The sequence below is a fragment of the Cyclobacterium xiamenense genome (assembly GCF_900109255.1).
Lineage (GTDB): Bacteria > Bacteroidota > Bacteroidia > Cytophagales > Cyclobacteriaceae > Cyclobacterium > Cyclobacterium xiamenense.
Map to the genome: position 1 here is coordinate 392,129 of NZ_FNZH01000002.1, position 20,612 is coordinate 412,740.

Annotated in this window: 15 protein-coding genes; 4 read left to right on the plus strand and 11 right to left on the minus strand. The window is 49.6% G+C overall.

Annotation, left to right across the window (positions count from 1 at the left end):
• Positions 1 to 14: 14 nt before the first annotated feature.
• The 4 genes from BMW71_RS06450 to rfbC form a co-directional block, all read right to left on the minus strand.
• Complete coding sequence (locus tag BMW71_RS06450; RefSeq protein ID WP_092171103.1) at positions 15 to 1,427, minus strand: tetratricopeptide repeat protein; 1,413 nt, start codon at positions 1,425 to 1,427, stop codon at positions 15 to 17.
• A gap of 93 nt (positions 1,428 to 1,520) precedes the next feature.
• Positions 1,521 to 2,495 (minus strand): NAD-dependent epimerase/dehydratase family protein, encoded by a 975-nt coding sequence (locus tag BMW71_RS06455; protein WP_092171106.1) that lies wholly within the window; start codon positions 2,493 to 2,495, stop codon positions 1,521 to 1,523.
• A 21-nt stretch (positions 2,496 to 2,516) separates the two neighbouring features.
• Positions 2,517 to 3,272, minus strand: coding sequence for a tyrosine-protein phosphatase (locus BMW71_RS06460; RefSeq protein WP_092171108.1), 756 nt, complete (start codon positions 3,270 to 3,272; stop codon positions 2,517 to 2,519).
• Entirely contained in the window at positions 3,272 to 3,823 is a 552-nt protein-coding gene (gene rfbC / locus BMW71_RS06465; RefSeq protein ID WP_092171111.1) for a dTDP-4-dehydrorhamnose 3,5-epimerase, read from the minus strand. The genes BMW71_RS06460 and rfbC overlap by 1 nt, the downstream gene beginning before the upstream one ends.
• 219 nt (positions 3,824 to 4,042) lie before the next feature.
• Here rfbC and hflX point away from each other — a divergent pair, with 219 nt between their 5' ends.
• Positions 4,043 to 5,302: a GTPase HflX gene (gene hflX / locus BMW71_RS06470; protein ID WP_092171114.1), complete on the plus strand. Its 1,260-nt coding sequence runs from the start codon at positions 4,043 to 4,045 to the stop codon at positions 5,300 to 5,302.
• Positions 5,303 to 5,308: 6 nt separating this feature from the next.
• On the opposite strand, the gene BMW71_RS06475 is transcribed toward hflX, so the two are convergent.
• Positions 5,309 to 6,697 carry a methyltransferase RsmF C-terminal domain-like protein gene (locus BMW71_RS06475; protein WP_092171117.1) on the minus strand — a complete coding sequence of 463 codons (1,389 nt, stop codon included), beginning with the start codon at positions 6,695 to 6,697 and terminating at the stop codon, positions 5,309 to 5,311.
• Between the two features lie 251 nt (positions 6,698 to 6,948).
• On the opposite strand from BMW71_RS06475, the gene mtgA reads away from it, so the two are divergent.
• Positions 6,949 to 7,641: a monofunctional biosynthetic peptidoglycan transglycosylase gene (gene mtgA, locus BMW71_RS06480; protein WP_092171119.1), complete on the plus strand. Its 693-nt coding sequence runs from the start codon at positions 6,949 to 6,951 to the stop codon at positions 7,639 to 7,641.
• Positions 7,642 to 7,993: 352 nt separating this feature from the next.
• On the plus strand, positions 7,994 to 9,532 hold the full coding sequence (locus BMW71_RS06485; RefSeq protein ID WP_177179586.1) for a BCCT family transporter: 1,539 nt from the start codon (positions 7,994 to 7,996) through the stop codon (positions 9,530 to 9,532).
• On the opposite strand, the gene BMW71_RS06490 is transcribed toward BMW71_RS06485, so the two are convergent.
• From BMW71_RS06490 to BMW71_RS06505, 4 genes are all read right to left on the minus strand, one after another.
• Complete coding sequence (locus BMW71_RS06490) at positions 9,477 to 10,205, minus strand: TIGR02117 family protein (protein ID WP_092171124.1); 729 nt, start codon at positions 10,203 to 10,205, stop codon at positions 9,477 to 9,479. The two genes, BMW71_RS06485 and BMW71_RS06490, sit on opposite strands and share 56 nt — an antisense overlap.
• A 260-nt stretch (positions 10,206 to 10,465) precedes the next feature.
• On the minus strand, positions 10,466 to 11,068 hold the full coding sequence (locus BMW71_RS06495) for a DUF2179 domain-containing protein (RefSeq protein WP_092171127.1): 603 nt from the start codon (positions 11,066 to 11,068) through the stop codon (positions 10,466 to 10,468).
• 81 nt (positions 11,069 to 11,149) lie between these two features.
• A complete protein-coding gene (locus BMW71_RS06500; protein WP_092171129.1) occupies positions 11,150 to 12,322 on the minus strand; it encodes a CynX/NimT family MFS transporter in 1,173 nt (390 codons plus the stop codon).
• A 43-nt stretch (positions 12,323 to 12,365) separates the two neighbouring features.
• Positions 12,366 to 14,492, minus strand: a complete 2,127-nt coding sequence (locus BMW71_RS06505) for an amino acid permease (RefSeq protein WP_218145565.1) — start codon at positions 14,490 to 14,492, stop codon at positions 12,366 to 12,368.
• Between the two features lie 313 nt (positions 14,493 to 14,805).
• Here BMW71_RS06505 and BMW71_RS06510 point away from each other — a divergent pair, with 313 nt between their 5' ends.
• Positions 14,806 to 16,179 carry a hypothetical protein gene (locus tag BMW71_RS06510; RefSeq protein ID WP_092171135.1) on the plus strand — a complete coding sequence of 458 codons (1,374 nt, stop codon included), beginning with the start codon at positions 14,806 to 14,808 and terminating at the stop codon, positions 16,177 to 16,179.
• 23 nt (positions 16,180 to 16,202) lie between these two features.
• Here the strand turns inward: BMW71_RS06510 and BMW71_RS06515 are convergent, their stop codons facing one another.
• Positions 16,203 to 17,663, minus strand: a complete 1,461-nt coding sequence (locus BMW71_RS06515) for a DUF1501 domain-containing protein (protein WP_092171138.1) — start codon at positions 17,661 to 17,663, stop codon at positions 16,203 to 16,205.
• Position 17,664: 1 nt separating this feature from the next.
• Positions 17,665 to 20,409, minus strand: coding sequence for a DUF1553 domain-containing protein (locus BMW71_RS06520; protein ID WP_092171140.1), 2,745 nt, complete (start codon positions 20,407 to 20,409; stop codon positions 17,665 to 17,667).
• Positions 20,410 to 20,612 lie beyond the last annotated feature (203 nt).

The window sequence follows — 20,612 nt, forward strand, 5'->3', positions numbered from 1 at the left end:
GACAAAAAAGAATCTTATCTTTTAAAATCTTCTCTGTACTGATTGATGATTTTATAAATTGCTTTTTGCTGCTCGAGTTCGGGCATCAGATCGTAAAGCAACTCGTGTTTTTCGAAGTCCAAAGTTAATGCATTTTCCAAAATTGAAAAGGCTTCTTTGTATTTACCTGTCTTGATCAGGTAGACCACCAGCCGGTAATACAACTCGGCCTCTTCGGGTAATTCCTCCATGCCTTCTTTGATGACATCCTCGGCTTCCTCAAACCGGTTCTGATCAAAATAAATCAGCGAAAGGTTGATATAGGTTTCGATGATGCCGGGCTCCAGGTTGATGGCCTCTTCGTAGGCCTCCGAGCTCGCCTGCAGGTTGCCCAGTTCGTATTCGGCACCTGCCAGTCCGACCCAATAGTTGGCGTTTTCAGCTGTAAGTTTCAATGCCTTTTTGAAATAGTGGATGGCTTCGAAATATTTTTTCTTCTTCATCATGCACATGCCCAGCCCAAACCAGGCATCGTCGTATTCAGGATCCAGTTTTGCCGACTTTTTGAAATACTTGAAGGCCATGTCGATTTGATCCAGTTTCTCATAGGAGGCGGCCATGTAGCAGCAGTTTTCTGCGTTGCTGCCTTCGCAGTGTATGGTGTTCTGATAGGCTTCCAGCGCTTTTTCGTACTGATGGGTGTTCATCAGTGCATTTCCCAGGTTGAAATAGGCCGAAGCAAAGGTGTCGTCGATGAGTAGGGCATAATCGTAGGCGTCGATCGCTTCTGTAAATTTTCCCAATCGGTTGTAGACCACTCCCAAATTATACCAGGCGTTGGCATTGTACGGGTCCTGATCGATAAACTCCTGGTAAAAATCCAGTATTTCATCGAAGGAACCTTCCGCTTCGGTCATCATGGCCAGTTGGAAAAGTGCGTCCTCGTGGTTGATTTTCAATTTTACCACCTCTTTGAAACAGGTGATGGCCTCTTCCATTTTTTTCTCATTGCGGTAAAAATTACCTAATAGGTAGTAGACCTCTGCCTTGTCTTCTGCCAGGGGGAGAAATCCATTTAGCAACTGAATCGCTTCTTCCGATTGATCCAGTAGTGAGAGGGCGTTCGCCATGGTCAGGACGATTTCCTCATTGTTAGGAGAAAGGTTATTCAGGTTTTCCAACAACACCAGACTTTCTTCAAGCTCGTCCAGAAAAAGTAGCGATTGGGCCATCAACAGCTTTAATTCCACCGAAAACGGGAATTTTTGCAAGGCCCACTCACAGGTTTTGAGGGCTTTTTTGTACGTTAAATGGTCATGATAGTACCTGATGATATCCTCCAGTTCTTCTTCACCAAAAAATAGGTCCAGATTAGATTTAAGGGAATTCTCAAACCGCTGTACCAATTCCTTCTCCTGATCCGAATGATTGTCAAAATCTCCTGTCATAGGTTTGATATATATTTTACGTTTAAGATACCAATTATTTTTATTGCAGGGAATATTCCGTAAATAAATTCACTTCCGATTTGCTACTGCTCCTCATGTTTGATCCTGTTCCGAAAGGGCCCATTGAAACGTTTCTTGCAGGGGGGTAAACACGAAGCCGGTTTCGGCTCGCACTTTGCTGCTGTCGTAGCCCACCCGCGTCTGGGCTGCCCGAACGGATTGGCGGCTGATCGCAAGTTTGGTTCGGGAAAATAGATTGTGCAACCGAGACCAACGGACTACCCATCCTGCCAGCCAATCGCTGAGGGGAAGGGACGGTGGATTTTTTTGGAAAACCCGTGCCATTTCCGCAAAAAATTCGCGGTAGGAAAGGCTCTCGTTACTGACGATGTACCGTTCATTCCAACGGCCCGACTCCATTAGCCGCAGCATGATGTGTACCGCATCCCGTATATCGATGTAGTTGACGTTGCCTTTGGGATAATAGCGGTTGCCTTCCAATACATAGCGGTAAATTTGGCTGCTGCTTCGTTCGTCGGAAATTTTCCCAAGCAGCACGGAGGGGTTGAAAACCATGACCTCCAGGCCTTCCTGCGCTCCCCGCCAGACTTCTAATTCAGCCAGGTGTTTGGAAATGGCGTAGGGAGTGTTCAGTTCGGAATTGATCCATTTTTGCTCTTCGGAAATGGACAATTGGTTTTCCTGCCTCCCAAGGGCTGCTACCGAACTAATGAAGACCAACTTTCCGGCCCCCAGGGAAAGCATGGCATCCACCAGACAGGCGGTTCCATACGCATTGGTTTTTAGCAGGGCTTCCTTTTGGGAATCGTCAAAGGATACCAAACCGGCCGCATGCACCACCAGGTCCTGCCCCTTACAGGCCTCGGCCAGCATTTCCACATCGGTGATCTCTCCTTCAAACCAGGCGATGTCGTTTGCCAGATTTCCCAACAAGGAGGTACTACTTCCGGTCCTCTTCGTACCGGAAATGACCGCTTTCCCGACCAGACCCTTTGCGAGGTAACTGCCTAGCAAACCTGTAATGCCCGTAATGAGTATCTTTTTCAATGCCTTAGCTTTATCCGGTACTTACAATTGTTGGTTCCAAAGGTCCAATGCCTGCAACTTTTCGTAGTATTTTTCCTGTGGGAGCCTTTCCAACGCATCAAGGTATTTTTCGTTGTGGCAGTCGGTTCCGGCAAGTTTTACCAATCCCCGGTCCACAATTTTTTCGGCAAATTTCTTCACCGCTTTGGAGTAATACCCTGTAAGCGAAAGGAGGTTTAGCTGAAAAGGAATGTTTCGATCCGCCAGCGCTTCCAGTGTGCTGCTCTCCTGATGCAGGTACATGTACCGTTCGGGATGTGCGAAGACCGGCTGATAGCCCGACATTTCCATGCGAAAAAACGTTTCCAACAGGATGTGGGGCTTACTCATAAAACCCGTTTCAACGAGTACCAGCTTATTTGCCCCAAAACTCAGCAGGGGTTCGTTTTTTTCGACCTTTTCAAAGAAAATTTCGTCCAGGTAGTATTCCGCAGCGGCTTCCAATTCAATGGGAATACCGGTATCTGCAACCGCAGTCTGCAGCTTTTTGAGTCCGGGCAGGATGGTTTCCGGGGTATTCTTGAAAAACTCACTCATGATATGCGGAGTGATGATGAGTTTCTTTAGCCCGTACGATGCCAGACGTTCAATCAAAACCAGGGATTCTTCGATGGATTGCGCTCCGTCATCGATGCCCGGAATCAGGTGACTGTGCATGTCTGCGTGCAGCCAGCTCAGGTCCAGGGCCTGGTTTTCGGGTGATTTTTTTAATTTGATAAATAAATCAAATATAGACATTAAAGTCCTCCTCTGCTTATTTCTTCGAATTTCTCCAGATCAGGCCAGGTTTGGTCCTTTTCGGATAGAAGCGGATGGTCCACTCCCCAATCAATGTCTAACTGCTTATCGTTCCAAATAATTCCACCTTCACTTTCTTTGTTATATAGGTTGGAGCATTTGTACGTAAACACGGCATCTTTCCAAACGGCAAAGCCATGCGCAAAACCGGTGGGTACATAAAGCATGTTTTGGAGTTTTTCATCCAGAACTACCGCATGGTATTTTCCAAAGGTAGGTGAGCCTTTGCGCAGGTCTACACACACATCCAGTACCTTACCGCTGATTACGCGCACGAGTTTGGCCTGGGCGTGGATTCCGCGCTGAAAGTGAAGTCCACGCACAATACCCGCCTCCGAAAAAGACTGGTTGTCCTGAACCCACCGGGTACTCATACCGTGCTTCTCAAATAGGTCCTCCCGGTAACTTTCTAAAAAATAGCCCCTTGCATCTTTGAAGATTTTTGGATAGATTTCGTACACATCTTTCAGGGCTGTCTCTCTGATTTCCATAGCTTTGTAAGTTAATTTCTAAAAAACGATGCAATTTGGTGAATTCACTCTGAAAATATATCACATAAAAATGAATTTTGCCATTTCCGGCTGCAAATGGGCGGCAATTCCGCTGAAAGAAAGAGCGCTCTTGGGCTAAAAAACCAAATGGATGAATCTATTGCGCTAGTTTTGCGTTATAAATTCCCAGAATTAAGGCGATGTTTGAATATACAATGCATGAGTAAATACACTAGAAAACTGGCAAAATTGGTAGATACGGCGCCCAAGGAGGAAACGGCGGTGTTGATTGCACTGATCCATCAGCACGAAACGGAGCAATTGGTGCAGGACCACCTGGACGAATTGGCCTTTTTGACCGAGACGTTGGGGGCGAAAGCGATCCATCGGTTCACGCAGCGAATGGAAAAGCCAGATGCCCGCACCTTTGTTGGTTCCGGCAAACTGGAAGAAGTCAAGTCGTATATCGAGTACTTTGCCGTGGATATGGCGATTTTTGACGAAGATTTGAGTCCTTCGCAGGTGAAAATACTGGAAAACGAGTTGAAAATAAAGGTCTACGATCGCTCCATGTTGATCCTCGATATTTTCCTGAGCCGGGCGCAGACCGCACAGGCGAAAACACAGGTGGAATTGGCACGTTACCAATACCTGCTGCCCCGACTGACGCGCATGTGGACACACCTGGAACGACAACGAGGTGGAACAGCAACACGGGGCGGCGCCGGAGAAAAAGAGATTGAGACGGATAAACGAGACATTCGGCAAAAAATCGATCTGCTGAAGGAAAAATTGAAGAAAATCGAAAAACAGGGGTATACCCAACGCAAAGGAAGAAAAGGCATTGTTCGCGTCGCCCTCGTCGGCTATACCAATGTGGGTAAAAGTACCCTCATGAACCAGCTGACCAAGGCAAATATCCTTGCCGAGAATAAGCTATTTGCAACGGTAGATTCCACAGTGAGAAAAGTGGTTTTGGACAACATTCCTTTTCTGATTTCGGACACAGTAGGGTTTATTCGGAAGCTGCCTACCCATTTGATCGAGTCCTTCAAATCTACCCTGGCGGAAATCGAGGAGGCTGATTTGCTGATTCACGTGGTAGACCTTTCCCATCCCAATTTTGAGGATCAGATTGCGGTGGTTAATCAGACCTTGAACGAAATGGGCGCAGGAGACAAGCCGGTGATCATGGTATTCAATAAAATCGATGTGGCGCCAAAAATGCCCTCGGAAGAAGAACTGATGCTGATGTCTGCCCACGAAGTAGAAGAGGCCAACTTTATCGATTTTGAAAAGCTGGAGGAAAGCTATGCCAGAAAGTCCTCCATTACTCCGGTCTTTATGGCGGCAGGAAATGGGACCAATATCGAAGGCTTCCGAAAGGTGGTTACGGCTGAAGTGAAGAAAATTCACCAGAAGATATACCCACATTACCTGGAAGACGAGGTACTGGATTTGTCGCAGTACGAAGTATAGACATCCTCAGTCCATCCGAATACGCCATTCTTTCGGGTAATAATTGTTTGACCGATTTCCCAGGTTTTTGACCCATCCCATACCCAAACCCTTGTAGTTAACCAACACCCATCCCCGATCCGCTTTGGAAAGGGTGATGGGTTCTTTTTTGAGGTAACGGATCGTTTCTTCGGTCGTTAGTTCCTCCACGGCATAGGATGGTTTGGGCAATAGGCTAAGCGCCCAGGCCGGCCCGGGCAGGAAGGTGTCCCGCGCCCAATCGCCCAATTCCACGCCGAAATACTGCACATTCATCCGGGTGGCGATGGTTTCAAACCAGGCAACCCAGCGCGCTGGAAGCGCAAAGAGGTGGTTGCTGTATTGGTAGTACGCATAGTTTTCAGCGAGGTCTAGCGTCGGAAAAGAGGGGTGGTTTCGGATCTTTCCCGGAAGTCGCTGCAGGTGGGGGTGCCTGAAGTCTTTGCCCATTTTTGCGGGTTTTCGGTAGTCCTCGGAAGGCGGGCGCTGAAGTACCGCCATGAAAAGCCCCTCTCCCGGTACCCGATGAGGGTAAAAGCGGTACACGGGGTACGCTCCTCGTTCCGTCTCGCAGGCGCTTTGGCTAATCCCCCAGGCTGGATCAATCGGGATTTCTACCGGTTTGTAGCCAAAATTTGCTACAAGGGAACGAATATTTTCTTCGTTTTCCAACGAATTATAGGTGCAGGTGGAATAGATGAGGTAGCCCTCCGGTTTGGGCAAGGCAGCCGCTTCCTGCAAAATGCGGGACTGCCTGCCCTGGCAAAGGTGCACGTTTTCCGGAGACCACTCCTGAATGGACTGTGGATCCTTTCGAAACAGCCCCTCTCCCGAACAGGGAGCGTCCACCAGGACAAAATCAAAGGAATTGGACAGCTGCGCAAAATGCGCGGGGTCATTTTGGGTGATGACCGTATTGCCCAGTCCCCACTTGATCGTGTTTTCCTTCAGGACTTGATTTCTACTTTTGATTACTTCATTGGCCAGCAAAAGCCCCTTTTCTCCCAAAAAACTGCTAATTAGGGTGGATTTCCCTCCCGGAGCGGCACACAGGTCGAGGGCCAGCGGAGCCTCTGGGAGCTCCAACTGGTTCAGTACATGATTTAAAAAACCGGAAGAGGCCTCCTGTACGTAGTAGGCACCGGCATGAAAGTATGGATCCAGCGTGAAGCTTGGGCGGGATTGCAGCAGGAAGGCATGCGGAGACCAGCCAACGGGCTCACTTGCTGCCGGAGCCGGCATTCCTTTGGAGGGGTTGAGCCGGATGCTTACCGGCGCCGGCTGCTGTAGCGCCTGCAGAAAAAGGTTCAGGTCTGATTCGCCCAACTGTTGCTTCATCGCTTCCAAAAAGTGTGAGGGGAGTGGGTATTCGTTCATTGTTATTGGGTAGTGTTTCGATTATGAGGACGGATGCAGGTATGGGAAACCGCCGGTTTTGCTCGTTTCGTTCTGCGGCTTTCGTACAGGACCGAAATACGGAGGTACTCAATATGGTAAAAATACGGGAAAAAATGCGTTGCTCGCAAAGGATTTCCGGAAAGGTAAGGTTTTAACCAAACGAGACCGGCAACTTTTCCTCAGCGAAACCGTGAAAGGAATACCGCTGCGTATCCTAATTCGATTTCCCCGTGAAAAGATTCTTCATTTGGTCGGCCCGGATTTTTCTCGGTCTGTTTTTATTTTCCATTCTGGCCGTGATGGCGCTGGGAGTGTTACCGGTTTATTTTACCCCATTAATGGGTATCCGGGCTACCGAGCAACTTCTGGATAGGGAGCGGGAATTTCGCCTGGAAAAAGATTGGGTTCCCATGGAGAAGATTTCTCCCTTTCTTTACCGCGCCGTGATCGCATCGGAGGACCAGAAATTTTTGGATCACCATGGATTTGATTGGGAAGCTGTTCGGGCAGCGATTGACGAAAACCGCAGCGGGAAACGGCTGAGGGGAGGAAGCACGATCACCAACCAGACGGCAAAAAATGTGTTTTTATGGCCGGGGAGAAACCTGCTACGAAAAGGGCTGGAAGCGTATTTTACCTTACTTATTGAGTTTTTTTGGTCCAAAGAACGGATCCTGGAAGTGTACCTGAACGTCATTGAAATGGGAAATGGCATCTACGGTGCAGAGGCTGCGGCTCGGGTGTATTTTGGGAAAGCAGCCGTCGATCTGAACCGGCAGGAGGCGGCGTTGATTGCGGCCGTCTTACCGAATCCGCTTCGTTGGAGACCCGACCAACCCAGTTCCTACCTGCGGCAACGGCAGGCCTGGATCCTACGCAACATGAGAAATCTCGGAGAGCTTCCTTTAAATGGAGCGCAATAGACCTATTTCCTGATGAGATTCCGCAGCCGGGTGGTAAACCGGGGTCGATACCGATGCCGGCAGTCCAAGGTTTATCAACCAATCGCCTGAATTTGGGCCGGGGTAGGGGTAAAAATGCAATAGAAGAAATTTGGTGCAACTAGTTGCGCCAGAACGTTTTACTTTTGGCCAAATTAGGAGAATTGTCTAAAGTACCTACCTGGAGGCCAGCTTCCATACATTGGTAAAATTCTTCGAAATCGCAATGCGGCTAAATCATTCCGAACCACTTGGCTAGTTTGAGAACAAGATGGACAAATACTGTTGTCATACTGCTAAAAACCTTATCTTTCGCTCTCACTTTCGTTACCAAATGTCAGCGAAGCTAAAGCTTAAACCTTGGGTGTTTTTTCCGCCGGTAGTTATTCTAGGGATGACCCTGGCTTTTGGCGTCACCAACAGCGAACCCTTTCTTCGACTGGCTGAAAGAACCAAAGACGGAATGCTCAATCAGTTCGGTTGGCTTTTTTCCTGGAGTGCGTTTGCTTTCCTGATTCTATTAGGGACTGCCTACGTGCTTCCATTTGGCCGGACAAAAATTGGGGGGAAGGCAGCTGTTCCAATCTTAAGCAAATGGCGCTGGTTTGCCATTACACTCTGTACTACCGTCGCCACGGGTATCCTGTTTTGGGGTATGGCTGAACCACTTCACCACCTCCACCGACCTCCACCGGCATTGTCGATTGAAAGTGGGTCCAGTTTGGCAGCGGTCTTTTCGCTGGCTACACTATACATGCATTGGTCGTTTACGCCCTACGGTGTGTATACGCTTGCAGGATTGGTTTTTGCACTTTCCTACTACAATCTACATCAGCCTTTCAGTCTGACAGCTAGTATAGCTCCCCTCTCAACGAAACTCGCGGGTAATCGCTTCGGGAAGCTTATCGATGTCATTTGTTTATACGCGCTGGTTCTTGGAATGTCAGCATCGCTAGGTACCGGTATGTTTGCCATTACCGGAGGCCTAGATTTACTAATGGGTTGGACTAAATCGGCTGTGCTTTTAGCCATGATTGGATTTTTGATCGTTTTCAGCTTTGTGTTTTCTGCCATTAGCGGTCTGCATCGGGGCATAGCAATTCTTTCGGATGTCAATGTAAAGGCCTTCTTTGGCCTGGCAGTTTTTGTACTGATCACCGGGCCTACCCTCGATATTCTTAGCTTGGGTTGGGAAAGTTTGCAGGATTACGCCGTAAATTTTTTCCCCAGAAGCGTCAGTTTTGGTGATACGGTTGATCAGGAATGGGAGCAAGACTGGACCTTATTTTACCTCGCGAACTGGTACGCATGGGCGCCGGTCGCTGCATTATTTTTAGGTCGTATATCCGTCGGATATACTGTTCGAGACTTTATTTTGTTCAACCTGGTATTCCCCTCTCTGTTCACAATAATTTGGATGAGTATTTTCGGGGGTACTTCGCTGACTTTCGACATGCAGGAAGGACAAAGCCTTTTTGACATAATGGAACTGAGAGGGGAAGAGATCGTTATGTTTCAGGTGTTAGGCAGTTTGCCCTTTGGACGGATAGTCAGCCTAGCCACGTTGGTTATGGTTTTTATCTCTTATGTGACCGCCGCCGATTCCAACGTCTCCGCCATGTCAGCGATCAGCACGCATGGAATCAGTCCCAATCAGCCCGAAGCACCGCTTTGGCTCAAACTCGTTTGGGGGTCAATTATTGGTATAACTGCCTGGTTAATGGTTTCTACTGCTGGTATTGAAGGGATTCGGATACTCTCCGTAATGGGGGGATTCCCAGCCTTATTTCTTGTGATTAGTGTGGCCGCAGGCCTCCTTAAAATGATTCTAACCTCGGGGGCACGGCGGCTGGACGAGGAACTGCCTTCTTGAGCTGGTAAAAAATTCCTGCTCCCCCGTGGGACCAAATTGGCGCTCGTACGCCTATCTGAATCAGCCCCCGGTTGACCCAGAAATTGCATGTTCCGAAAGCGTGATACGATCCCATTGCCTCATAAAAATTATCGTTGGTGGTATAGCCTTTTCCGGGAAGAAGAATCACACCGTTTTCACGTTGCTTAAAAAAGCTGCAGATATAATCGCACAGTTGCAGGTACTGCTCGATGCTAAGGTGAATCGACTCCAGGCGCTTCTGGTTTTTGGGCAATTCGGGGTGTAGGGTTACATGCATTAGTGTAGGACTTGGAATTAGCATCGCCCGCGCTGCAACTTTAGGCTTTAGGTTGGCCCACTCGTCAACTTCCAGGTAGAAACCGCGGTCACCCCAGCCGATGCCAAGAAAATTGTTTTCGGCAAGGGGCGTTTCAAAATCGCGGCCGTCAAGTACTTTTTTCCAGTCGAAATAGGGAGAAATACTTGGAAGTACATAGTCCACGTGTACACCATTGGAAACGACAAAAATTTCTATATCCCGTTGGATATTTTGAAACTGTTTATTCACGGGTATTAGGAAACAAAGCAAACCAGCCAGGCTGTATAAAAGGACAAATAAAACAAAACTGAACACTATTCCTCCTAAAATCGCCAAATAAACCATAGACGTCATAAATTTTCACAAAGTAACGTTCCGTCCATGACTACAAGGTATTCCAAACGCTATCTTTTTGTTATTTTTTTGGGAGGCTTTCCTTCTTTGTAAGAAGCTGCGTGCGATTTGAGCCGAAAGTTGACAGTTTCTGGTGCGGCATTTCCATCCAACCCATTGTGATAGAGCCCCGAAGATTAAGTTTTATCTCTGCATGCGATAGGCAGTGATCTTGCAAACTTCGGGCAATTCGAGTGACTGATAGGTAAAAAGCAACATCCCTATTTCCTGATGAGATTCCGCAGCCGGGTGGTAAACCGGGGTCGGTCTTCCATCACGTTGAGGTCATCTTCTGATATCCGCTTGACACTCTCAATCGTGTAAAAGGCCTTTTCGTTACTTTCTTTCAGCTTGCTGATAAATCCAGGAAGGAGTTCGCGCTTGATGACCGTAAACATGAGCATAACTTTGCCATACCGGCCCTCTGCACCCACAGAAGTAAAGCGGTATTCTTTTTCTTTCATGTATTCGACCAGTTCAGGCAAGGGTTCTGGGGTGATGATTCGTACCAGTACCCGACCCAGCGCGAGGCGTTCCTCAATTACCATGCCCACATAGGTGCCCATGGCGTAGCCGCCTGCGTAGGCGATGTAGGAAAGCGGGTTGTTGATGTTTTGGAAAATCTGTCCAATGGCCAGGAGCCAGATCAGCGCCTCAAAAAATCCAAGCACGGGTGCAACGGTCCGCTTTCCGTTTAATACAAACATGATGCGCAGGGTATTGATGGACACATCCACTACCCGAGCCAAAAAGATGAACAAAGGCATGAACAGGTAGTCGAAAAGCGTTTGGGAAATGCCTATGGATTCCAGTAGTTCCTGCATGAAAGGGATATGCGGTTCGTGAATTCAAAAGTAATGAAATTCGGGGAAAATTGATACTAGTTAGCCGGACTTTGCCTTGAATCAGATGGTGCGGTTCCTTCCGGCAAAATACCCGAAGGTGATAAACAAAACAGAGGTTCCCAGCATCAGGTACACCAGCATGTTCCAGTCCTGCCATCGATCAAAGGCCATGCCGAACAGCATGGGGCCAAAGGCAGCCAAAAAATAGCCGGCGGATTGAGCCATGCCGGAGAGGCCGGCGGTATACCGGTCATTCCTGGTCCGAAGTGCAATCAGCGTGTAGGCCAGGCTAATGCTCGCCCCCATCCCCACGCCCACGACGCCTATACCTACCGCGTTGAGCCAGATTACCGGAGAAAATAAGGTACTGAAACCGAATAAGTAGATGATGCCAATGGACACGGCCAGTCCGGATTGCTGGGTAAATCGCGTAGCTACCACCGGAGCCAGGAGGGTGCCCAACAAGCCCACTACTTGCATCATGGAGGCCAGCAAGCCCGCATGGGTAGGACTGAGTCCTTTATCGATCATCATGTCTGGAAGCCAGGTAATCAGTGTAAAAAACAGCAAGGATTGCATGCCCATAAACAAGGTTACCTGCCATGCCAGGCGGGAACTCCAGACGGATTTCCCGGTCTCGGCTTCCTGTTTTGCAGGTTTTGGGGAGAGTTTTAGCTGCGGCCACCATACGAGCAATGCCAGAAAAAGAAACGCGCTCCAAAAAAGCAGGGAGCCTCTCCAGCCCCAACCCAGGTCCTGGGCAAGTGGCACACTTACGGCGGTGGCGATGGCTGCTAGCATGGACATGCCGGTGCTAAACATGCCCATGACCGTTCCGGTTCTGGAGGGCATGCGGGATTTTACCAAAGGGATTAAGAGCACGTTGCATACGACAATGCCTATTCCGGTCAGCGCAGTTCCCAGGTACAAGGCAACGGGACCTGCCGAAACCCGTAGCACGGACCCTGCACCCAATACAAGTAGACCTGCAAAGATAGCCTTTGCCTTACCCATATAGGTACCGATTGCTGCGGCGAATAACGAAAAAGTAGCAAAAGTAAGGAGCGGCAAGGTTGTCAGAAACCCCGCCAATCCGTTGGAAAGGTTCATGTCCTCGCGGATAAATGGAATCAGGGGACCCACCGCCGTAATGGAGGGACGAAGATTAAAAGACACCAGCAAAATGCCTAAAATCAGCCAGCCATCGCTGGATTTGTCTTTCCAATCAATCATAAAAGTGTTTCGCAAGAAGATAAACGACCACTACCCCACACGCTTAGGCGTCTTTGGTCAGGGTGTCGGCTTCGTATTGGCTGCGAATTTCATCAATTTCCCGCTTTTCTCCTATGATTGACAATTCATCTTTCGCTTTAAGGATGGAATTGCCATGGGGAAAAATGATTTTCCCATCACGTTTGATAACTGTAATCAGTGATTTCTCGGGTAGTTTTAATTCGTGTATCATTTTTCCGATCAGCACACTGGAAGGCTTTCCGTGTTCGAGACGTATGTTGATAAAGCGCTCGTCCCGCAGCAGGATTTGCCGCAACTCGCCTTCATCGCTGGCTTGGAGCCATCGTTTTGGAAAGGTTTCATTATCTGTAATTTCCGCCAAATGGGCCAGCATGCGCAGGTGTTGCCCGGAATGCTTTTTTGAGCTAATTAAAAAAAGCACGGCGTGTAACTTTTTGCTCCAATTCTTTTTCTTGCCCTTGAATAATTCGAAGTAGTCAAACTTCACCGGCACTCCTTCCCGAAAGCGGGCAATGGCGACTTCCGATTCCATGTCTTCCTCAAACCGCACATGCTTTAGGGCGGTGGTTTTCCCAATGGCAATCAGGCCCTCTTCTTTTTCATCCACAAACGCCGAGAGCAGTGCTTTCTTTTTTAAGCCGGTCTTTTCGGAAAAATGTGCAGCGACTACATCCAGCAGTTGTTCGTAGCTGAGTTTTCCAGCATCCGCGTCCAGTATGAGTGCCCGGCTGATTACTTTCTCGTACGGATCTTCGGCCCGCAACCCCTTCTCTTTCATCATGGACCACAGCTCCATTTCAAGCCCGTCGTACCGCCGTTGCCCCAGTTTACTGTAGACGTGAAACATGGCACCTTCCCGTTTGACTTTGTCCTTGGCATAACTGAAATACCAGAAGATACTGGCGCCAATGATGAGAAAGGTAAAAATCAACGAAAGAAAGCCCATTTCAATGATCAGAAATATGGAAAACAACAGCCCCGTAATCTGTACCCAGGGATAATACGGCGAGCGGAATCCCGGATCGTAGCCCTTTAATTCGCTTTCGCGCATGACGATCACGCAAATATTCAAGAGGCCAAAGAGCAGGAGTTGAAAGGTACTTGCGATTTTTGCAACTGATTCCACGTTGAAAACCAACAACAAAAACACCATTAGCCCCGTCGTGGCAAGGGTGGCGTAAAAGGGCGTTTGGAATTTCCCCAATTTCCCGAAGTAGGCAGGAATTAGCTTGTCCCGGGCCATTCCCAGGGGATACCGGGCAGCCGACATGATTCCCGCATTGGCCGTAGAGGCAAAAGCGGCTATGGCGGCAACGACTACCAGAATCAAGCCCGTCTTTCCTGGTAGCCAGGTCATAAAAACCTCACCGGCAGTAGCCACCGGGGTCAAATCCGAAAAAAACACGTCTTTGTCCAGTAGCGACACCATGATAAAAACGCCCACCACGTAGATGCTGGTGGCCGTAGCCAGGGATAGAAACATGGCTAAGGGAATGTTCTTGTCCGGATTATGCACCTCCTCCGCCACGCTCGCCACTTTGGTGAGGCCAGCGTACGAGACAAAAACCAGGCCGATGGAGCCAAAGAAGCCCTGTGTACCATTCAGAAAGAAGACATCGTATTCTTGCCGGAGGTGATTAAAAAAATCAAATTGAAACACACGGGCCAAGCCTTGCACCGTGTAGAACGTGAGGATTACCACAAGCGTGGCTACCAAAACTTTTTGCAACCAACCCGCTTCTTTTGATCCAATGATATTGGTGAAACCAAACGTCAATGTCAGCCCGATGGCTACGGGGGTAATGGGTACGTCGATGAAAATGGACACATAGGCACCCATTCCTATCAAAGCAAATGCACTTTTGAATACCAACGCAAACCAGGACCCAATGCCGCCAATCGTGCCAAACAAGGGCCCCAAACTCCGGTCAATGAAATAATAGGCTCCTCCCGCCCTGGGCATAGCAGTTGCTAGTTCGGCCACGCTGAGCATGGTGGGATACATCATGAAGCCGGCCACCAAATAAGCCAATACCACAGAAGGACCAGTCATCGCAGCTGCCAGACCGGGCAACAAAAAGAACCCCGAGCTAAACATGGCTCCCGTGCTGATGGCGTACACATCAAATAGCTTTAAGGTTTTTTTCAATCGTTTTCCGGACATCTTTCCTGGCTTAAGTTGAGGCTAGCCCTTAGGGATAGCTACTTTTTTTAATAAAACCGGGTTTGGGATAAAAATAACTGAAAAAAGTAATACTTGACCCTTTTCCCTCGGCAAAAAAACGCCTCAATGCCCTTTACTGTTTTCATTTTTTGGAATCCGTGCCGGCCACCTCAGCTCCCATACTGAGATCATTTTATGCACCAAAAAAAATTTAACATCTAAATATTTGCTATTCACATAAATAATACTGTACTTTGAAGCAGTGAATGATATTGTTTGATGTTTAATAGAAAGCAAGATGAGGGGACTGATAATTTTTACACTGATTTTTCTATTGATTAGCGGTTCCGGGCTTATTGCCCGGCAAAATGCCTGCCCGGTAAAGCAGGAAGAAAATCCACGCCGCGTACTGGACCTGGGAGACAAGGGTTTGGTAGAAGGCGTTCGTACCGCAAAGCGGCAGTACACCGTCACCCGCTTTGGCACATCCCGACAGAAACGGTGGGAAATCACCCTGCCGGTAAATACTTCCGATGCGCAAACCGCGCTGGTTGCTTCTCCGGATGGAGAAGCGGTATTTTTGATGGAGTTTTCTGCAGCACTGAAAGGTCCAGGCAACGCGTTGATTCAGTACATTCGGGGGGGCAAATTGATCCGCAGCCTTTCCTTTGAAGACCAGCAAAAGTTGATGGGGGCTTCGTTACACGCGGTATTTGCCGATGAGGCGTACCTGTATTTCCTGGCAGCAGACGAAGATCCGGATAAATTTAGGCTGGGAAAGAATCCAAAACTCACCTTTTTATTGAATCGATTTCGGCTTTCCGATTTTCGCTTCGATCAGGTGGAGGTAATGCTGCCGCAAACGCCGGATAGCGAATGGAATCCACAATGGACGTTTGTAGGACAGGTAGGTGCAGAAAAATACATGGTATTGAAGGACGCCGATTTGGCAGCCAACACCTTGCATTGCCAGGTGATCAGTTTTGATCCGGAAGGTCGGCTTGTTCGAAATTTTGAGCTGGATTATGCACCGGAAGGCCAGGCGATCCGTCCCTCCTTTCACGTGGACGAAAATGACCGCAGTTTTTTGCTAGCGGCGGATTACAACTACCTGGATTATTCCCCTTTTGGACCCAATCCTTCGGGAAGCGCTTACCGAATCGGTGCGTTTTTTGGACTGTCTCTTGACGAAAACAGCGGGGATTTTTACCTAAGTGGCCTTTCCGGCAGAGAATCCTTTGGAAAAAACCCCTTTCGCTTCAAGGCGCAAGCCTACTATGGCTTTTTTCTCAGCAAGTTTGATGCATCCGGAGCGCTTCTTTGGGAATCCGGACACCTGGCGGATGGGGAGTTAATTTCCGAGCGGGACTATCTGCGCAGGTACGCGCCGGTCTACAAGCTTTCCGGCATTGCATTTGACAGTGAATCGGAGGAGGTAAGTTACCGGATACGTGTCGGGTCAAACGAGTTCAAATTTGTACTGGGTCAGGAAGGAAAACTGCTGAGCATGGGCAAAAATGGCCTGGTGGTTTCCAATCGGGTAACAGAGTGGACCCCGGTTACCAGCTTTCTCCAAACTCCCACGGACGGGCCTTTGCAGTCGGCCGCTGTTATTGCTTCCTCAAACGAAGACGAGCAGAAGTCTCCCATCAAACCTGCCCTGGCATTTTAAATTGGCCACGGCTTCAATTGGGCCTAGGAAAGAATCTTCCGAATCACCTTTCCGTGCACATCCGTCAACCGGAAGTTTCTGCCTTGAAATTCGTAGGTTAGTTTTTCATGATCAAAACCCAGCCGTTCCAAAATGGTGGCTTGTAAGTCGTGTACGTGCGTGCGTCCGTCAATGCCATAATAGCCGATCTCATCGGTTGTGCCGTGTACCATTCCCTTTTTTACGCCTGCACCAGCCATCCACATGGTAAAGGCCTCCAGGTGGTGGTCTCTTCCATCGAAGCCCTCACCGGTCCGTGCTTCCATCATGGGCGTGCGTCCAAACTCGCCTCCCCAGACCACCAATGTCTCTTCGAGAAGGCCGCGCTGTTTCAGGTCCTTGAGCAGTGCAGCGATGGGCTGGTCGATGGCTTTGCAGGAGCGGCGCATGCCGGATCCGACCCCATTGCCTGCGCCGACGCCGTGGGTGTCCCAGCGATTGTCAAATAGCTGAATAAACCGCACCCCTTTCTCCACCAGCCTTCGTGCCAGCAGGCAGTTGTTTGCAAAGGAAGCCTTGCCGGGTTCGGTGCCGTACATCTGGTGAATGTGGGCAGGTTCGTCGTTGATATTCATGGTTTCCGGCACCGAGGTTTGCATGCGGAAGGCCAGTTCGTACTGCGATATGCGCGTTAGAATTTCCGGATCGCCGGCTTCTTCGTATTCGAGCTGATTGATTTGGTTGATGGCATCGATGGATTTCTTCCGGAGTCGTTCGTCAATGGAAGCGGGGTTGGATAAAAACAACACCGGGTCGCCCTGCGAGCGGCATTGGACTCCCTGATACACCGTGGGGAGAAAACCGCTTCCCCAGGCGCTTTTGCCAGCACTGATGGCGCCTCCTCCGGAGGTAAGCACGACGTAGCCCGGCAGGTCTTTGTTTTCCGAGCCCAGCCCATAAACGGACCAGGCACCCATGCTGGGTTTACCCAGTCGTGGGCTCCCTGTATGCATAAAGAGCTGCGCGGGGGCATGGTTAAATTCATTGGTATGCATGGCTTTCAGGAAGCTCACCTCGTCTACCATTTGGGCAAACTCGGGAAGGTAGTCGGACACAAAGGCACCCGATTCCCCATGTTGCGCAAAGTTTGCCTGAGGGCCGAGCAGCTTGGGCGTACCTTTAAGGAAGGCAAATTCCTTTCCCTCCATCAGCGAGGCCGGGGTGTCTTTTCCGTGTAGTTTTTGCAAGGTAGGTTTAAAGTCAAAGAGCTCCAGGTGCGAGGGGCCTCCCGCCATGTGCAGGAAAATAACGCTTTTGGCTTTCGGGGCAAAGTGAGGTCCCTGCCCCGGGATAAAGGCATTCTCCATGCCCGAGCGGCTTTGATTTCCGCAGCCCATCAGCGAGCCCAACGCCAAGGCTCCCAGGCCAGAGGTGCATTTTTTTAGAAAATGGCGGCGGCTGTTGTAATGCGCTTTCCGTAGGTACGCTTCTTCCCAAATACTCATTCTATCTTCTGGTTACAAATTCATCCAAATTGAACATGGCATTACTGACCAGCCGCATGGCGGCCAGTTTTGGATCTTCATCCAGGTGTGCGCCTTCCTCCTGGTAATAGGCCAGCGACTCTTCGTATAGCCGGTGCAATACCGCAACTTTTTTCTCGTCGGGTTCCTGCGCCGTGATCAATTGCAGGTTTTTCTCAATCCCCGTTTTGACGTCCGTTTCGTACTCCTCCAATATTCTTTCGGCCCAGGCGGTGGCTGCTTCCAGGAAAACCGGGTCGTTTAAAAGCACCAGGGACTGCAGCGGGGTATTCGTACGGATCCTGCGGGAGGTACACACTTCCCGGCTGGGATTATCGAAGGTGACCATGGACGGATACGGATGGGTGCGTTTCCAGTAGGTATACACGGCGCGCCGATAGGCAGCATCTCCCTCGCTTTTGTTCCAGAATTTTCCTCCAAAACTGATGATGTGTTCGGGTTGGTAAGGCATGACACTGGGTCCCTTGAGGGCAGGATTCAGTAATCCACTGATGGCAAGCGCCTGGTCGCGGATGGTTTCGGCGGGGAGTCGGGTTCGGGATCCCCTGGACAGGTAATGGTTATAGGGGTCTTTTTTTAGCTTTTCATCGCTTACCGTCGACTGCTGCCGATAGGTGGTGGACAGGACGATTGTTTTGATCAGGGATTTTACCGACCAATTCAGCTCATCCCGAAAGGTGACAGCGAGCCAGTCCAGCAGTTCGGGATGGGTGGGTGGGATGCCCTGGCTTCCGAAGTCTTCCAGACTTTCTACCAGCCCAAATCCGAAAAGTTGTTCCCAGATTCGATTGACCATGACCCGGGCGGTCAGCGGATTTTCATCGCCGACCAGCCAGGTTGCCAAGTCCATTCGGTTTGGGTTGGCTTCAGAGAGGGTACCCATGATTTCGGGAATACCGGCTCGCACCTCGGCCCCTTTGGTTCTCCAGTCTCCGCGTTCAAAGACGTTCGTTTTTCGGGCCTGGTTTTCCGGTAATTCGCGAAGTATGGGGGTTTCAATTGGCTTTACATTTTGCAGGGCGTTCAGTTTTTTCTGTAGCTCTCTGGGATAGCGGTCCTTTCGGGGCGATTTTTCCTGGTAATACAGCCAATCCACCCGCACCAGGTCCTGGGCAAAAATGCGGTCCTTTTTAAAATAGTAGTACAGGTCTCGCTTTCCGTCCACATGCTGAATGGGCACCGTCAGGGTTTTCCATTGCTCTGGCCGGTTGGCAGGAAAGCCGCTGCCGGTCACACCAAACGTGCCTTCCCCGATCTTTTTACCCAAGATGGAATCCAGCCGGATCTCTACTTTTGCTCCGGTGAGGGAGGCATATCCGAGCGAGATGCTGGAGACATTTGACAAATCCACCTGCTCAAACATGATCCAGGAACTGTCCTGAACCTGCCAGATGGAGGCCTGGTCGTGGCCGACCAATTCGATAAAGCGGCTTTTGTCCTGAAATTCTTCAGCCTCTACCCGTCGTAAGCCCAGGTTGTACAACAGGTCTTCCTTTTGCCGGTGCAGAAACTGTTCGGAAATTTCCGGCAGACGATCATCGGGATCGAGTCGCTCGTTTATCCACTTCAGCAGCTGCCCCACCTTCTCCCGGTCTTCGGGTTCGTAGGTAAAAACCTTGGGTTGTTCGTTGTAAAGGTCCTTATCGCGGGTATTGTTAAAAAACGCCAGGGACTTGTAAAAATCTTCGTGTCGGATCGGATCGTAGGGATGGCTGTGGCACTGCACGCAGGCCATGGTGGTGCCCTGCCATACCTCAAAGGTGGTGCCTACCCGCTCCATGACCGCAGCGACGCGAAATTCCTCGTCGTTGGTGCCCCCCTCATCGTTGGCCATGGTGTTTCGGTGAAAGGCCGTGGCCAGCAGGTCCCGTTCGGTGGGGTTGGGCAGCAGGTCACCGGCAAGCTGTGCGATGGTGAATTTATCGAAAGGCATGTCCTGGTTGAAGGCTTCTATCAACCAGTCCCGGTATTTCCAAATTTCCCGGTGCAGGTCTTTTTCGTAGCCTTTTGAATCGGCGTATCGCGCCAGGTCCATCCAGAAAGCGGCCCATTTTTCTCCAAAATGTGGCGAATCCAGCAGCCGGTCAACAGCCTTTTCGTAGGCATCGGGGGAACGGTCCGCCTGAAAGGAGGCATAGTCTTCCAGCGAGGGAGGAATGCCCGTGATGTCCAGGGCCAATCGGCGGAGCAGGATCTCTTTGGAGGCGGGGGGATTGGGAGCCAGATCCATTTCGGCCAATTTACCAAAGACAAAATGGTCGATGCCATTGGTAGGATGAAGATCGGGCGAAACGGTAGGAAGGGGAATGTTTTTATCCGGGGCAATATAGGCCCAGTGTTTTTCCCAGTTGGCCCCTTGATTGATCCATTTTTTTATCAGGTCAATTTCGGACGGGGACAGTGGATCCTTCCCCAGGGGCATGCGCATTTCCGGATCCTTGTGAACGAGTCGACTGACCATTTCGGACGCATGAGCCTTACCGGGTATAATTGCCGGTTTTCCCGATTCGGTGGGCATTTTCGCTTCGGATTCAAAGAGCAATGAAAACCCACCGGATTGCTTCACGCCTCCGTGGCAGGAGATGCATTTCTGGTTGATGATGGGCCGGATGTCCCGGTTGTAACTAACCTGCTCCTCTCCGTGCCAGGTCCAGAAAAAGAGACCTGCGGCGACAGGGAAAATAAACAGGAGCATGCGTTTTCTCATTTTTTCTATTTGGTTTGGCCATGGAATCAGCTGTCTAAAAGTAGTAATTTATCGGATCATTTTCAAAACCCAATCCTGTACTGTCCGGTGCTGTTCATAAAAAACTATTTGGGTTTCCGATCCAATTTCCGTATTTTTTCATAAAAAAGCAGGATAGTACAGGGTAGTATTCCCAACTGATTTATATAGACTTGTAAAGTAGG

Coding starts and splice junctions, on each gene's coding strand:
- BMW71_RS06450 (WP_092171103.1), bottom strand. CDS start 1,427: ATGACAGGAGATTTTGACAATCATTCGGATCAGGAGAAGGAATTGGTA.
- BMW71_RS06460 (WP_092171108.1), bottom strand. CDS start 3,272: ATGTCTATATTTGATTTATTTATCAAATTAAAAAAATCACCCGAAAAC.
- rfbC (WP_092171111.1), bottom strand. CDS start 3,823: ATGGAAATCAGAGAGACAGCCCTGAAAGATGTGTACGAAATCTATCCA.
- hflX (WP_092171114.1), top strand. CDS start 4,043: ATGAGTAAATACACTAGAAAACTGGCAAAATTGGTAGATACGGCGCCC.
- BMW71_RS06475 (WP_092171117.1), bottom strand. CDS start 6,697: ATGAACGAATACCCACTCCCCTCACACTTTTTGGAAGCGATGAAGCAA.
- BMW71_RS06485 (WP_177179586.1), top strand. CDS start 7,994: ATGTCAGCGAAGCTAAAGCTTAAACCTTGGGTGTTTTTTCCGCCGGTA.
- BMW71_RS06490 (WP_092171124.1), bottom strand. CDS start 10,205: ATGACGTCTATGGTTTATTTGGCGATTTTAGGAGGAATAGTGTTCAGT.
- BMW71_RS06495 (WP_092171127.1), bottom strand. CDS start 11,068: ATGCAGGAACTACTGGAATCCATAGGCATTTCCCAAACGCTTTTCGAC.
- BMW71_RS06500 (WP_092171129.1), bottom strand. CDS start 12,322: ATGATTGATTGGAAAGACAAATCCAGCGATGGCTGGCTGATTTTAGGC.
- BMW71_RS06510 (WP_092171135.1), top strand. CDS start 14,806: ATGAGGGGACTGATAATTTTTACACTGATTTTTCTATTGATTAGCGGT.
- BMW71_RS06515 (WP_092171138.1), bottom strand. CDS start 17,663: ATGAGTATTTGGGAAGAAGCGTACCTACGGAAAGCGCATTACAACAGC.
- BMW71_RS06520 (WP_092171140.1), bottom strand. CDS start 20,409: ATGAGAAAACGCATGCTCCTGTTTATTTTCCCTGTCGCCGCAGGTCTC.